At 74.3% G+C, this 13,110-nt stretch carries 13 protein-coding genes; 9 read left to right on the top strand and 4 right to left on the bottom strand.

Features of this window, described 5'->3' with window-relative positions; all coding sequences use genetic code 11:
- Positions 1 to 169: 169 nt before the first annotated feature.
- Positions 170 to 2,893, bottom strand: a complete 2,724-nt coding sequence (locus ACZ5D2_RS16875; RefSeq protein ID WP_468929962.1) for a glycoside hydrolase family 2 protein — start codon at positions 2,891 to 2,893, stop codon at positions 170 to 172.
- A gap of 218 nt (positions 2,894 to 3,111) precedes the next feature.
- On the opposite strand from ACZ5D2_RS16875, the gene ACZ5D2_RS16870 reads away from it, so the two are divergent.
- From ACZ5D2_RS16870 to ACZ5D2_RS16855, 4 genes are all read left to right on the top strand, one after another.
- On the top strand, positions 3,112 to 4,350 hold the full coding sequence (locus ACZ5D2_RS16870; protein WP_371681067.1) for an SLC13 family permease: 1,239 nt from the start codon (positions 3,112 to 3,114) through the stop codon (positions 4,348 to 4,350).
- Between the two features lie 276 nt (positions 4,351 to 4,626).
- Positions 4,627 to 5,634 carry a LacI family DNA-binding transcriptional regulator gene (locus tag ACZ5D2_RS16865; protein ID WP_371675003.1) on the top strand — a complete coding sequence of 336 codons (1,008 nt, stop codon included), beginning with the start codon at positions 4,627 to 4,629 and terminating at the stop codon, positions 5,632 to 5,634.
- A gap of 299 nt (positions 5,635 to 5,933) precedes the next feature.
- Positions 5,934 to 6,464, top strand: coding sequence for a CAP domain-containing protein (locus ACZ5D2_RS16860; protein ID WP_371675002.1), 531 nt, complete (start codon positions 5,934 to 5,936; stop codon positions 6,462 to 6,464).
- 35 nt (positions 6,465 to 6,499) lie between these two features.
- Complete coding sequence (locus ACZ5D2_RS16855; protein ID WP_371675001.1) at positions 6,500 to 6,673, top strand: hypothetical protein; 174 nt, start codon at positions 6,500 to 6,502, stop codon at positions 6,671 to 6,673.
- A 29-nt stretch (positions 6,674 to 6,702) separates the two neighbouring features.
- On the opposite strand, the gene ACZ5D2_RS16850 is transcribed toward ACZ5D2_RS16855, so the two are convergent.
- Positions 6,703 to 7,338: a TetR/AcrR family transcriptional regulator gene (locus tag ACZ5D2_RS16850; RefSeq protein ID WP_468929957.1), complete on the bottom strand. Its 636-nt coding sequence runs from the start codon at positions 7,336 to 7,338 to the stop codon at positions 6,703 to 6,705.
- 76 nt (positions 7,339 to 7,414) lie between these two features.
- Here ACZ5D2_RS16850 and ACZ5D2_RS16845 point away from each other — a divergent pair, with 76 nt between their 5' ends.
- Genes ACZ5D2_RS16845 through ACZ5D2_RS16835 form a run of 3 tightly spaced genes read left to right on the top strand, consistent with a single transcriptional unit; the run spans position 7,415 to position 9,482 of the window.
- Positions 7,415 to 8,107 carry an NAD(P)-dependent oxidoreductase gene (locus tag ACZ5D2_RS16845; RefSeq protein WP_468930170.1) on the top strand — a complete coding sequence of 231 codons (693 nt, stop codon included), beginning with the start codon at positions 7,415 to 7,417 and terminating at the stop codon, positions 8,105 to 8,107.
- Positions 8,104 to 8,508 (top strand): pyridoxamine 5'-phosphate oxidase family protein, encoded by a 405-nt coding sequence (locus ACZ5D2_RS16840; RefSeq protein ID WP_468929954.1) that lies wholly within the window; start codon positions 8,104 to 8,106, stop codon positions 8,506 to 8,508. Before ACZ5D2_RS16845 ends, ACZ5D2_RS16840 begins: the two co-directional genes overlap by 4 nt.
- Positions 8,508 to 9,482 (top strand): haloalkane dehalogenase, encoded by a 975-nt coding sequence (locus ACZ5D2_RS16835; RefSeq protein ID WP_468929951.1) that lies wholly within the window; start codon positions 8,508 to 8,510, stop codon positions 9,480 to 9,482. Before ACZ5D2_RS16840 ends, ACZ5D2_RS16835 begins: the two co-directional genes overlap by 1 nt.
- Positions 9,483 to 9,824: 342 nt before the next feature.
- On the opposite strand, the gene ACZ5D2_RS16830 is transcribed toward ACZ5D2_RS16835, so the two are convergent.
- Positions 9,825 to 10,253 carry a VOC family protein gene (locus tag ACZ5D2_RS16830; protein WP_371674997.1) on the bottom strand — a complete coding sequence of 143 codons (429 nt, stop codon included), beginning with the start codon at positions 10,251 to 10,253 and terminating at the stop codon, positions 9,825 to 9,827.
- Between the two features lie 388 nt (positions 10,254 to 10,641).
- Between ACZ5D2_RS16830 and ACZ5D2_RS16825 the strand changes: the two genes are divergently transcribed.
- Complete coding sequence (locus tag ACZ5D2_RS16825) at positions 10,642 to 11,166, top strand: DoxX family protein (RefSeq protein WP_371674996.1); 525 nt, start codon at positions 10,642 to 10,644, stop codon at positions 11,164 to 11,166.
- A gap of 131 nt (positions 11,167 to 11,297) precedes the next feature.
- Complete coding sequence (locus ACZ5D2_RS16820; protein ID WP_371674995.1) at positions 11,298 to 12,518, top strand: cytochrome P450 family protein; 1,221 nt, start codon at positions 11,298 to 11,300, stop codon at positions 12,516 to 12,518.
- On the opposite strand, the gene ACZ5D2_RS16815 is transcribed toward ACZ5D2_RS16820, so the two are convergent.
- Positions 12,502 to 12,996: a ribosomal maturation YjgA family protein gene (locus tag ACZ5D2_RS16815; RefSeq protein WP_371674994.1), complete on the bottom strand. Its 495-nt coding sequence runs from the start codon at positions 12,994 to 12,996 to the stop codon at positions 12,502 to 12,504. The genes ACZ5D2_RS16820 and ACZ5D2_RS16815 overlap by 17 nt on opposite strands.
- Positions 12,997 to 13,110 lie beyond the last annotated feature (114 nt).

The raw sequence follows: 13,110 nt of genomic DNA, 5'->3' as shown, positions 1-13,110 counted from the left end.
GTACCCCCCCCCCCCCCCCCCCCCCCCCCCCCCCCCCCCCCCCCCCCCCCCCCCCCTCTTCCCCCCCCCCCCCCCCCCCCCCCCCCCCCACGCGCGCGTCCGGTCCGGTCCGGTCCGGTCCCGTCGCGTCGCGTCGCGTCGCGTCCCGTCTCGTCCGGTCCCGTCCCGGTCAGCCGGCCGGGACCGTCACCGTCGGGGTGTTCCACCCGGAGACCCGCAGCCGCGGCGCGGCTCCGCGCAGGTCGCCCGTCCGGTAGGTGGCCGCCAGCGTCGCCGACTCACCCGGCCACAGGCTGATCTGGTTGTCGCTCCACCGCACGGGCAGGACGGGCGCGCCCCCGGCGCCCACCAGATGGACGTCGGTGAGCAGGGCCGGAGTGTTCCCCGTGCCCGCGTGGCGCACGGTCACCGTCGTCGTGGACGTCCCGGACCCGTCGTCCCGCGTCGTCGAGGCCGTCGAGGAGACGGCCGTCCGCGCCATGGTGTTCAGCCCCGTCAGATCGGCGTAGGAGGTGGTGGGCGTGTGGTACCAGTCGGTTTCCGCGTAGTCGAGCACGTCCGCCTCGGTGGACAGCCAGTAGACGTTGCGGCTCACCTCCCGTCCGGCGCGGTCGGTGAGCAGCAGCCGTGCCAGGTAGGTGGTGGACAGGCCCGGGACCGAGGCGGGGACGGTGAGCGCGGTCGTGCTCGCGCCGTCGCCCGCGACGTCGAGCCCGGTCACCGTCCGGTCGTACGCCGGCCTGCCGTCCGTGCCGAACAGCGTGACCCGCGCCGTCAGCCCGGAGGCCCCGGACGTCCGGTTGTTGACGACGGTCACCGCGCGGTCGTCGTAGCCGTACTGGACGTGCAGGGGCTCGTTCGCCTTCTTCGCCCCGAAGTAGGCGCCGCCCTGGTCGAGGTAGCGGTCCACCAACTGCCAGTGCAGCGAGGTCCAGCCGCTGTTGAACATCCAGTAGACCACGCCGGTGGACGGCCCGGAGGCGTCCTTGGCGTTGCGGGCGTACGCCTCGAACTGCGCGCGCACGTTCTCGTACTGCGCCAGCTGCGCCTTGCGCACGTAGTCCTCCAGCCCGGTGGGGGGACCGTAGCGGTTCGACAGCGCGTCGTCGTACAGCCCGAGCGTCGAGAAGGTCGCCGAGGGGGAGCGGTGGTACTGGGCGGCGGACGGATCCTTCCAGAGGGTTTCCAGCTCGGCGGGCGACATCATGCGGCGCAGCGTGTCGAGGGTCGGGACGTCCGGGCCGGCGCTGGTCTCGGAGTTGAAGCCGGCGGCCCCGCCCTGCCGCTTGTCGTACCAGTACGAGGGCGGGACCCAGTCGTACGGGCCGGTCATCTTCATCCCGGAGTTCCCGCTGATCGGCGAGGAGGCGTCGGAGGCCGCGGGAATCACCGGGGCCGTCCAGTCGGCAGCCTTCAGGGCGTCGAGGTACCCCTGTTCGATGGTCCGGTTCGGCGCGAAGTCGCTGCCGATCAGGAAGGAGGCGACGCTGGGGTGGTGGCGCAGCCGGGCCGCTTCGGCGGCCATGGAGGCCTTGGCCACCGGGTAGTCGGCGGCCTCCCACCGCTCGCCGGCCTCGGTGCCGTTGACCTCCCCCTCCCACTTGCCGCAGCACTCCCAGCCGGGAAGCGTCAGGATCCCGTACCGGTCGGCGAGGTCGAAGAACTCGTCGGGTTCGAGGTGCCCTTCCAGCCGGAGGGTGTTCAGACCGAGGTCGAGGGCGTACCGCAGCCGGTCCTCGACGTATACCGGGTCCCAGCGCAGGAACTCGTCGGGGGACCAGCCGCCCCCCTTGATCAGCAGCGGGCGGCCGTTGACCTCGTACTGCCGGGCGCCGTCGGCGTTCAGCGGGGCCCGCACCTCACGGATCCCGAAGGACTGGTGCGCGGTGTCGGAGGGTGTGCCGTCCACGGTCGCGGTCAGGTCGAGTGCGTACATCGGCTGCCCGCCCATCGAGGCGGGCCACCACACGCGGGGCGCGCGCAGCCGGAGCGCGGGGTGGTCGGCGGGGGAGAAGACCACCGTCCTGGTCTCGTGGGGCGCGAGGGTGACGCTGCGGCTGACGGCGGCCGGACCGGCGGTACCGGACACCGTGGTGGTGACGGTGGCAGGAGAGTCGTTGCGCACCCGGGCCTTGACGGTGAGGTCGGCGGAGGACATCGACGGCAGGGCCAGGGAGGTCACCACGTGCGCGTCGCCCAGGGCGACCGGCCCGCCGCGGCGGACCGACACGTCCCGGACCAGGCCCATGTTCCCGTCGGGCGGCGGTTGCAGCCAGTCGAGCCAGCCCATCGTGAGCCGTTTGCGCGGATCGTTGGGCCGGACCCGGAAGGCGACGGTGTTGGTGCCCGCCGTGATCAGGTCGGTGACGTCGAGTTCGTGCCGGGTGTACGCGCCCGCGACCGTGGCCGCCGGGGAGACGAGGCGGCCGTTGACGAAGACGTCGGCGGCGGAGACGACCCCGCTGAAGTCCAGGTACGTACGCAGGGCCGGGTCGGTGACGACGAAGTCGGACCGGTACCACCAGGGCACGGTGAAGTCCGCGGCCCGGACCTCTTTGAGACGGGTGGAGTAGAAGGGGTCGGGGTGGACACCGGCCGCGAGCAGGGCCGCGAGGACGGTGGAGCGGGAGCCGGCCGGATACCAGCCGGCCGTCGGATAGCCCGGCCCGGAGACGGCGGACCCCGGGTCCGCGACCTTGGCGGTCGACTGGATCGCGTACCCGGACAGGACGGTCCGGTGGCCCGGTACCGAGCCCACCCGGGTCGCCGCGGGCCCGGGGGCCGGCTGCGGAGCGGGCGGCACGCGGGACGTGCCGGCGGTGAGGGTCAGGAACAGGGCGGTGACGGCCAGGGTGGCGGTCCGTCCGCGCAGGCGGCTGCGGCGGTGGAACAAGGGGGGTCCTCCCGCGGGGGACGGGGCCGGGATTCCGCGCGGTGCCGAGTCTGCCACGGCCGGGCACGCGGACGGCGGCGACAGCCCGTGGGGCGCGCCCGCGAGTACGGGCCGCGCGCCGACGATGGCATCCTGGTGTGCGGTTTCGTGGCCGCTGTCCGGCCGGATTGATCCTCGTCGGCCGGGAGTGCCCGCTGAACACCGTCATAGCCGAGTCGCTGTCGCTCGCCCTGTTGCTGGGCGTGCTGGCCTTCGCCGTCGTACGCCCGCGCGGGCTGCCCGAGGCCACCGCCGCCGTACCGGCCGCCGCGGCGCTGATCGGGCTCGGGGTGGTCTCCCCGCAGGCCGCGTGGGAGCAGACCCGCGAGCTGCTGCCGGTGGTCGGCTTCCTGGCGGTGATCCTGGCGCTCGCCCGGCTCTGCGCCGACGAAGGACTGTTCCGGGCGGCCGGTGACGCGGTGGCCCGCAGGTGCGGGAGCGGTCCCAAGACCCTGCTGGGCGGGGTCTTCGCCGTCGCCGCGGTGATCACCGCCGCACTGAGCCTGGACGCGACCGTGGTGCTGCTGACCCCGGTGGTGTTCGCGACGGCCGCCCGCATCGGCGCCCGGCCCCGGCCGCACGTGTACGCGACCGCGCACCTGGCGAACTCCGCCTCCCTGCTCCTGCCCGTCTCCAACCTGACCAACCTGCTGGCCTTCACCGCCAGCGGCCTGTCCTTCACCCGCTTCGCCGCCCTGATGACCCTGCCCTGGCTGGCCGCGATCGCCGTCGAGTACGCGGCCTTCCGCCGCTTCTTCCGGGCCGACCTGGCCGCCGTACCGGCGGAGCGGCCGAGCACCGGGGAGGACGCCGCGCCGGTGCCCCGGTTCACGCTGGTGGTACTCGCGCTGACGCTGGCGGGATTCGCGCTGGCCTCGTTCGCGGGGGCCGGGCCCGCCTGGGCCGCCCTCGCGGGCACCCTCGTCCTGGCGGGCCGCGCGCTGGTCCGGCGCCGCACGACGCCGCGCCGGCTCGTCGCCTCCGCCGCACCCGCGTTCTGCCTGTTCGTCCTGGCACTGGGCGTCGTCGTACGGGCCGTGGTCGACCACGGCCTCGGCGACGCCCTCGCCACCGTCCTTCCCGCGGGCGACTCCTTCCCCGCCCTGCTGGCCACGGCCGCGGTCGGCGCGCTCCTGGCGAACCTGATCAACAACCTGCCGGCCGTCCTGGCCCTGCTCCCGCTGGCCGCCCCGGCCGGCCCCGGTGCCGTCCTCGCCGTGCTGATCGGCGTGAACATCGGCCCCAACCTGACCTACGTCGGCTCGCTCGCCACCCTGCTGTGGCGGCGCATCGTCCACGATCACGACGACCGGGTGGCCCTCGGAGAGTTCAGCCGCCTCGGACTGCTGACCACTCCGGCAGCGCTCGCGGCCGCGGTGGCCGCGCTCTGGGCCGCACTGAGGGTGATCGGCGCCTGAGCCCGGCCGGATCCAGGGACCCACGGACCTCGTGGTGCCCGGCGGGGCGCGGCCGGAGCGGGGCGCGGGCAGGCCGGACACCACCAGGTCGGGGGCGCGTCCGGCGGCGCCGGCCGGGGCCCGGGGCGAGGGGGCGGGTCGCGCGCCGGTCGGCGCACCGCCGAGGGGTGGGACGGTGCGCGGGTCGGGGGAATCGGCCGCCCCGCCGCTTCTTGACTCGTGTAACCTCCGACGTAGGCAGGTACGAACCGAGCACGAGGAACGTCGAGCGACGTCATGGCCGAAGAAACCCCCGTCCCCGCCCCGATCACCAGTGCCGACGTGGCCCGCCTCGCCGGTGTGTCGCGCGCCACCGTCTCGTTCGTGCTCAACGGCACCCAGGGCCACCGGGTCAGCGAACCCACGCGCGCACGGGTCCTCGACGCGGCCCGTCGGCTCGGTTACGTCCCCCACGCCGCCGCCCGGTCCCTGCGCGCCGGACGCAGCAACCTCGTCCTCCTGCCGGCGTCGGTCTCCGCGATCGGCCGCCTCGTGAGCGAATGGGTCGACGACCTGTACGGCGAACTCGACCGCCACGGCTACACGGCGGTGCTGCACGCCGGTCGGTTCACCGACCCCGTCGAGGCCGCGCGGGCCTGGGCCGAACTGCGCCCGGCGGCGGTCATCGCCCTCGACGGCGACCGCCTCACCGCCCCGGCCGCCGACCTGCTGCGCCGCGCCGGGGTCCGCGGGGTGCTGGCCTTCGCCTCAGGTTCCGTGCCCGGTGTCCACACCGTCGGCTTCGACCACGCCCACATCGGCGCCACCGCCGCCGAGCACCTCATCGCCCGCGGCCGCACCCGGATCGGGGTCGTCATGCCGCGTGAGCGCGGCCTCGGCACCCTCGCCGGGCCGCGCCTGGCGGGGGTCGAGGCGGTCGCCGCCCGCCACATGACCACGGTCACCCCGGTGGAACTGGCCTACACCCGGGAGTCCGCGACCGGGCTCGCCCGGCGCTGGAGGCGCCTGGACCTGGACTCCGTCTTCGCCTACAACGACGAGTACGCCGCGCTGCTCCTGCACGCGCTGCGGGCCGAGGGCGTCACGGTGCCCGACGAGGTGGCGATCGTGGGCTCGGACGATCTGGTCCTCTCCGGGCTCCAGCAGCCCGCGCTCACCACGATCCGCCTGGAAATGCCCACGCCCGCCCGGATCGCGGACGCCGTGCACGAGCTGATCGAGACCGGTGCGACCGGGCCCGTCCCCGCGACGGAGGCCGTCCTCGTGCACCGCCGGTCCTCCTGACCTCCTCGTCTCCGGCCGTCTCCGCCCGCCCGTCCGTCCGCCGCCCGTCCGGCCTCCCGCCCCGTGCTTCCCGCCGTCCCGGCGGCCACGGTCGCGCGCGCTCCGGACGGCGGGTCCGTGTCCGCGGCCGTAGGGTGGAACTGCCAGGAGGAGGCGCCGTGGCGGCATCGCCCCATGGCAGTGCGCGCCCCGCCACAGGGCCGGGTGCCGTCCGGCCCGCGGCCGTCCGAGAGCGGCCGCCACCGCAGGCCACGTGCCGGCGGCGGCTCCCCACGACCCCCCTACGAAGGGGAATATCCATGCGCACCAAGAACAGCCGGATCCGCCGCGTGTGCGCCGTCGCCTGTACGGCCCCGCTGCTCGTGCTCGGCAGTGCCCTCACCGCGAGCGCCGCCCGGGCGGCAGCACCGGCAGTGGCGCCTGCCGCCCTCACCCGCGCCGTGCAGCAGTCCTCCGCGAGCGAGATCCTCTCCCTGGTCAACGCAGAACGGGCCAAGGCCGGTTGTGAGCCCCTCAAGGAGGACCCGCGACTCATGCAGGCCGCCCAGGCCCATGCCGACGACATGGCCGCGAACCACCTCACCGCGCACACGGGCTCCGACGGTTCCAGTGACCTGCAGCGGATGGAACGGGCCGGCTACTCACCCGCCGGGCCCTCCTCCGAGAACGTCTCCGGACCGGGCCACCACTCCTCGAAGTCCCACGTCGACGGCTGGATGGCCAGCAACCGCGGGCACCGCGCCGCCATTTTGAACTGCACCTACAAGGAGACCGGGATCGGGACGAGCGGCGAGTACGCCGTGCAGTTGTTCGCCGTCCAGTCGCGGTAGCGGACCGATCCCCGGTCGGGCGCGGGGAGCGCGGGGTGGCGGGCCAGGAACGCCACGCTCTCCGCGACGATCGCAGGGACCTCCGGGGAGCCGAGGACGGGCGCGGACTGCTGCTCGTCCAGCTGCCGGCCGCCGAGGCGGGAGGCGAACTCGGCGTCACGGTGGACGAGTTCGGCAAGGCGGTGCGGGTGAGCGTCCCCGCCGCCTGAGCCGGGGCGCCCCGCCGATCGGTCGCCGGTCAGCGCGCCCCGACGGCCCCTCCCGCTGCGAGCCCGGGGGTGCGGTCCCGGGGCCTGGGGGACAGCGCCGCTCGCAGCGCCGGGGCGAGGACGTGGCGGGCCTGCGCCGGGGTGAGCGACGCAGGGGTGGGGAGGGGATTGAGATAGCGGGTGTAGACGAGGCCGCCGAGGATCGTCACCACGGCCGTCGCCCGCGCCGTCGCGTCCCGGCCGCCGAGGAATTCAACGAGCCGGGCCAGCAGTTCGTGTTCCAGGTACTCGCGGATCGCCTCGGCGGCCTCGTCGCCCCGGGCGGTGAGCCGGCGGAAGTCGGCGTCCTCCCACAGGCCCGTCACCGCGTCGATCAGGCGGTCGGGGAGGGTGGCCGGGTCTCCGTCGAGGACGTCGTCCACCGTCAGCGCGGTGGCGCACTGGAACTGCATGACGTCCGCGAACAGGCCCTTCTTCGAGCCGAAGTGGTACGAGATCAGGGCCGGGTCGACCCCGGCGGCCCCGGCCACCGCGCGCAGGGTGGTGCCGCGGTAGCCGTGCTCCAGGAACAGCGAACGGGCCGACGCGACGATCGACTCGCGGGTCGGCGGATTGCCCCGGGGGCGGCCCCGGGGGCGGGCGGGGGCGGCGACGTCGTTATTCATCAACGTTGAGCCTGCGTTTCGTGATCGGCACAGTCAAGGGCGTTCCACCGACCACACGAAGGGACTCCCCGACATGATGCGCATCGCGGTATTCGGCGCGAACGGTCCGACCGGCCGCCACCTCACCGACCAGGCCCTCGCCGCCGGCCACGAGGTCGTCGCCGTGACCCGCCGCCCCGGTTCCCTCCCCGCACGGCCGGGTCTGACCGTGGCCGTCGCGGACGCCACCGACCCGGTGGCGGTGAGCGCCGCGATCGACGGGACGGACGCCGTGCTCTCCGCGCTGGGCGCACGCCCCGGCGGCGGGACCGTCACCACGTACTCGGCGAGCGCCACCGCGATCACCTCGGCCATGGCCCGCCACGGCGTCCGGCGCCTGCTGGCCGTCACGTCCAGCGTCGCCGACCCGAACTGGCACCCCACCGGCGCGCACTTCTTCAACCACGTCTTCGACCCGCTGGTGAACCGACGGTTCGCCCGCCCGGTGCACGAGGACATGCGCCGCATGGAGGCCGCCGTCCGGGAGACGGACCTCGACTGGACCCTCGTCCGTCCCTCGGGCCTCTTTGAGCACCCCGTCGTCACGGACTACCGCACGGCCGAGAGCAGCGCGGACGGCGTGTTCACCGCCCGTACCGACCTCGCCGCGAGCATGCTGCGCGAACTGGGGGAGCGGCGCTACGTCCGTACGGCCATGGGCGTCATCACCACGGCCGTGAAGCCGAACGTCGCCAAGCTGGTCTGGAACGAGGGCGTGAGGAAGAAGTGAGCCGCCCGGCCGTCCGACTCCCGTCCGCGGCAGCCGAGTTCCTCAGCCGCCCCGATGCGGGCGTCCTCACCACCCTCCGCGCCGACGGCACCCCGCACGCCGCCCCCGTCCGCTTCACCTTCGACGCCGCCGACGGCCTCGTCCGGGTGACCACCCGGGCGGGGGCGTGCAAGGCCCGGAACGTGCTGGCGGGCGGCCCGGCGGCCCGGGTCGCGCTCTGCCAGGCGGACCGCTTCCGCTGGGTCACCCTGGAGGGCCGGGCCCGCGTCACGGACGACCCCGGGCGGCTGGCCGAAGCGGTGCGGCGCTACACCGACCGCTACCGCACCCCGCCGCCCGCCCCGTCGGACCTGGTCGTCGTGGAGATCGCCGTCGACCGCGTCCTCAGCCTCAACCTCTGATGTCCCCCGAGTGTCCCCCGAGCAGAAAGCGGAGCCACACCACGATGCCCACCCTCCCCGTCCTCGGATCCACCCTCCACCACCGCGAGGCCGGCGACCCCGACGGGCTGCCGTTCGTCTTCCTCCACGGCAACCCCACCTCCTCCCACCTGTGGCGCAACGTCCTGCCCGGTGTCGCCGCGCCCGGCCGCCGCCTGCTGGCCCCCGACCTCATCGGCATGGGCGGGTCGGGCAAGCCCGACCTCGCCTACTCCTTCGACGACCACGCCCGTTACCTCGACGCCTGGTTCGACGCGCTCGGCATCGACGAGGCGGTGCTCATCGGCCACGACTGGGGTGGTGCCCTCGCCTTCGACCGCGCCGCCCGCCTTCCCGGTACCGTCCGCGGCCTCGCCTTCACCGAGACGATCGTCAAGCCGCTGGTCGGCGACGAGTTCCCGGCCGAGGGCCGGCAGCTGTTCACCCTCCTGCGCACCCCCGGGGTGGGCGAGCGGATGATCCTGGAGGAGTCGCTGTTCATCGAGGGCCTCCCGGACACCCTCGCCACCCCGCTCGCCCCCGCCGACCTCGATGTCTACCGCCGGGCCTTCCCCACACCGCACAGCCGCCGACCGGTCCTGGCGTGGGCGCGGATGATGCCGCTGGACGGCGAGCCCGCCGATGTCGTGGCCCGCGTCGAGCGCTACGGGTCCTGGCTGTCCTCCAGCCCCGACGTCCCGAAGCTGCTCGCGGCGTTCGAGCCGGGACCGGGCGCGATGACCGACCGGGGGGCGGTGGCCTGGTGCGAGGAGAACATCGCGGGTCTGGAGACGTCCCACCACGGGCCCGCCGGCCACCATTCCCCCGAGGACCGGCCGGCGGAACTGGCCGCGGCCATCAGCTCCTGGGCCGACCGCCACGGCCTGGCACGGCCCCGGCCCGTGTCCGTGGAACCGGCCGGCCACGCCCGCGGTCATGGCGCCCCGGCCGCGTGACACCCGCTTCCGCCGGGCCGGCGTGCCTGACGGGATGCCGCGAACAACATGCCGACCGGTGTCACGCCCGCCGGCCCACGCGACCACGTGGGCCGTACTGGGCGCCGCACTGCCCGCGTTGCTCACCCGCGGGGGCAGCGGCAGCGGCGCCGCCACGGGCGTCGGTACCGGTGAGCTGCTCGCGTTGGCAGCCGACTGCGTGGAGCAGTCCGGAGCCGCCTCCCCCGAGCCGGTCGGCCTCGCCGCCGCGGCGGCCGGCACCGGCCGCTCCCGGCTGGTCACCCAGTCCGCCCGCCTGCACGACGCCCGCGCAGGCCGCGCTGGAGACGGCCCGCAGGGCGCTCAGTCGACGCAGAACTCGTTGCCCTCGACGTCCTGCATCACGATGCACGAATCGTCGCCGCCGTCGTACAGCAGACGCACGCGCACCGCGCCGAGCGCGATCAGGCGGGTGCACTCGGCTTCGAGCGTGGCGAGGCGCTCTTCGCCCACGAGCCCGGTGCCGACCCTGACGTCGAGATGCACCCGGTTCTTGCCGGCCTTGCCCTCGGGAACGCGCTGGAAGTACAGCCGCGGGCCCACCCCCGAGGGGTCGCTGCAGGCGCACCACGAACCCTGGTCCTCAGGAGACTGGGCGCTTTCGTATGCGTCCCAGGTGGCGAACCCCTTCGGGGTGGCTATGGCGTAACCCAGCACCTCGCACCAGAAGCGGGCGACACGCCCGGGTTCCGCGCAGTCGAAAGTGACCTGGAACTGCTTGATCGTTGACATCGGCGCACCATAGCAGCGGGGCTCCGCCGCCCATCTCCCGGCAGGAATGCAGATGTTGCCGAGGGTGGCGACACCCCCGCCCGGTGGCACCCGGCGTGGCCGGAGGCAGCGAGGGCCGACCGGCGTCAGTCCGGGCGGCGGGCCGATCCGAGGGGCGGGGTCCGTCGGCCGACCGGGCACCCCGCACGTCCGTACGCGCGTTCGCGGCCGGTCGACGCGCGCATCCGCCTACCGGGCATTTCGGCTCGTTTTTCGCCACTCTGGGCGCAGTCGACGCCACCGGAGGGCTCCCCGCCCCGCGCTTCCGGCCGACGGCTCCCGGACCGTCTGCGCCGGGTTTTCCCCTTCCTTCCGCCCGCCCCCGACGGAAAGCGTCACGATGGCCACGATGCGATTCCCCTCCGCCCACCGCGCCACGACCGGCAGCACCACCCCCTACGACGTCGGCCTGCCCGTACTGCGCCTCGTGCTCGGCACGATCATGGGCGTTCACGGCACCCAGAAACTGTTCGGCTGGTTCGACGGCCCGGGCCTGGGCACCACCGGCCGCTTCTTCGAGAAGGCCGGCTACCCGACGGGCGAGACCATGGCGGCGATCGCCGGTCTGACCGAGACGCTGGGCGGGCTGGGCCTGATCCTCGGCCTCCTCACCCCCTTGTCCGCCGCGGCGATCGTCGGCGTGATGATCAACGCCGTCACCGTCAAGTGGACCGGGGCGTTGATCGGCCTGGAGGGCGTCGAGTTCGAGGCCCTGATCATCGCCGCTGCCGTCACGCTCGCCCTCACGGGCCCGGGCCGCTTCGCCCTCGACCGCTTCCTGCCCGTGCTCCGCGACCACCGGGCGGTCTACGGAGTCCTGGCCCTCGCCCTGGCGGTGGTGCTGGCGGCCGGCGTGCTGCTGATGAGGGACTGACCCGGACCCCGGACCCCGGGCGCCTCCGGTCGGCAAGATCGGCTCAGAGGTGACCGAAAACCGGCATTCGGGGAATCCTGGATGTATATCCTCGCTCTCCACCACGCGGGCGACGTACTCCTGGAGGCAACATGAGTGAGCGGCCGGTCCTTCTGCCCTACACCGACCCGGCCTTCGTCGCGGACCCCTTCCCCCTGTACGCGAAACTGCGCGAGGACGGCCCCGTACGCCACGTCCTCATCGGAGGTGGCCTGGAGGCCTGGCTCGTCACCCGCTACGAGGACGCGCTCGCCGCACTGTCCGACCGCCGCCTCAGCAGCGACGTGCGCGACGCCGCGGACACCCGCCTCCTGCAGCAGCTCCCCGAAACGGAACGCGAGTCGATGCTGAGCAACATGCTCCGCAGCGACCCGCCCGACCACACCCGGCTGCGCCGGCTGGTCTCCAAGGCGTTCACGGCCCGCCGCGTCGCGGCCATGCGGCCCCGGATCCAGGCCGTCACCGACCACCTGCTCGACGCGGTCGCCGAGACCGGCCGGGCCGACCTCATCGCGGACTTCGCGCTTCCGCTGCCCGTCACGGTGATCAGCGAACTGCTCGGCGTGCCGGTCGACGACCGCCACGACTTCCAGCAATGGACCGACCGCATGATCATGCGGGGCCCCGAGCTGCCGGATCCGGCCGTCGTGAACGAGGCCTGGCAGCACATGCGCGCCTACGTCACCGAGCTCATCCGCGCCAAACGGCAGGACCCCGGAGACGACCTGCTCGGCGCCCTCGTCACCGCCCGGGACGAGGAACAGCGGCTGTCCGAGGACGAGCTGATCGCCATGGTCTTCCTGCTCCTGGTCGCCGGGTACATCACCACCGTCAACCTGATCGGCGGCGGCATCGCCATGCTGCTCGCCCACCCCGACCAACTCGACCTGCTGCGCTCCGATCCGGGACTGCTGCCCGGCGCGATCGAGGAGTTCCTCCGCTACGACGGCCCCGTCAACCCGGGCATCGCCCGTTTCGCGCGCGAGGACGCGGAGATCGCGGGAGTGACGGTCCCGCGCGGCGCGACCGTGCTGATCGGCGCGGCCGTCGCCGACCGCGACCCGGCACGCTTCCCCGCCCCCGAACGACTGGACATCACCCGGCAGGACAACGCCCATCTCGCCTTCGGACACGGCATCCACTACTGCCTGGGCGCGCCCCTGGCCCGCCTGGAGGGCCAGATCGCCATCGGGACCGCCCTGCGCCGGCTTCCCGGACTCGCCCTCGCCGTGGCCCCGGACGAACTCCCGTGGCGGCCGGGCGGGCTGCGCGGGCCCGAGGCACTGCCGGTGACCTTCACCCCCGGCGGCTGACCGGGGTGCGCCGTGAGCCGGCGGGGGCGAAGCGGCCGGCGCTGCGGGGGCGGCGCGGTCCCCACGCCGCGTGCACGAGGCAGCCCGCCGCCGCGCCGGCCGCGTACCAGAACAGATCGGGTGCGTTGAAGGTGGATCCCAGTATCAGACGGGCGACGGCGCTGCGTTGGGCGAGCTCCGCCGGCAAAGGGCTGAGCTGCAGGAACTCGACCGCCCAGCTGATGGCCAGTGCTGTGCCCGCGGCCCGCAGGGGTGTCAGCCGCGGTGCCACCAGAACGACCAGGGAGAGGACCAGGACGGTGTAGAGCGCGTCCCCGCCGTACTTGGCCACGCTCCCCGCCGCCACGGCCCTGAGCCCCAGCCCCGCTCCGACGGTCACCACCGCGGCCCCGGCGGCCACGACACGCGTCCGGACAGTGGCAGCCGGAACCGGAACCGGAGCCGAAGCGTGTTCGCGGGGCGCGGGGATGAGGTCCATGCGGTCATCCTGCCGGACGCGCGCCGACCGGACGGCCGCCGACCGGCCGCGTCCACACCGGGCCGAGGCGGATCCCGGACGGCGGTGTAGTCCGTACCGGGGGTGGAGTCCGGC

It is taken from the genome of Streptomyces sp. NPDC031479 (genome assembly GCF_055581065.1).
The sequence above is the reverse complement of the archived record's forward strand: the minus strand, read 5'-3'. Positions and strand labels throughout refer to the sequence as shown.

Excerpts from the sequence above, each read along its gene's own strand:
- ACZ5D2_RS16860 (WP_371675002.1), top strand. The coding sequence starts at position 5,934 with ATGCGCACCAAGAACAGCCGGATCCGCCGCGTGTGCGCCGTCGCCTGT.
- ACZ5D2_RS16825 (WP_371674996.1), top strand. The coding sequence starts at position 10,642 with ATGCGATTCCCCTCCGCCCACCGCGCCACGACCGGCAGCACCACCCCC.
- ACZ5D2_RS16865 (WP_371675003.1), top strand. The coding sequence starts at position 4,627 with ATGGCCGAAGAAACCCCCGTCCCCGCCCCGATCACCAGTGCCGACGTG.
- ACZ5D2_RS16820 (WP_371674995.1), top strand. The coding sequence starts at position 11,298 with ATGAGTGAGCGGCCGGTCCTTCTGCCCTACACCGACCCGGCCTTCGTC.
- ACZ5D2_RS16845 (WP_468930170.1), top strand. The coding sequence starts at position 7,415 with ATGCGCATCGCGGTATTCGGCGCGAACGGTCCGACCGGCCGCCACCTC.
- ACZ5D2_RS16830 (WP_371674997.1), bottom strand. The coding sequence starts at position 10,253 with ATGTCAACGATCAAGCAGTTCCAGGTCACTTTCGACTGCGCGGAACCC.
- ACZ5D2_RS16850 (WP_468929957.1), bottom strand. The coding sequence starts at position 7,338 with ATGAATAACGACGTCGCCGCCCCCGCCCGCCCCCGGGGCCGCCCCCGG.
- ACZ5D2_RS16815 (WP_371674994.1), bottom strand. The coding sequence starts at position 12,996 with ATGGACCTCATCCCCGCGCCCCGCGAACACGCTTCGGCTCCGGTTCCG.
- ACZ5D2_RS16835 (WP_468929951.1), top strand. The coding sequence starts at position 8,508 with ATGTCCCCCGAGTGTCCCCCGAGCAGAAAGCGGAGCCACACCACGATG.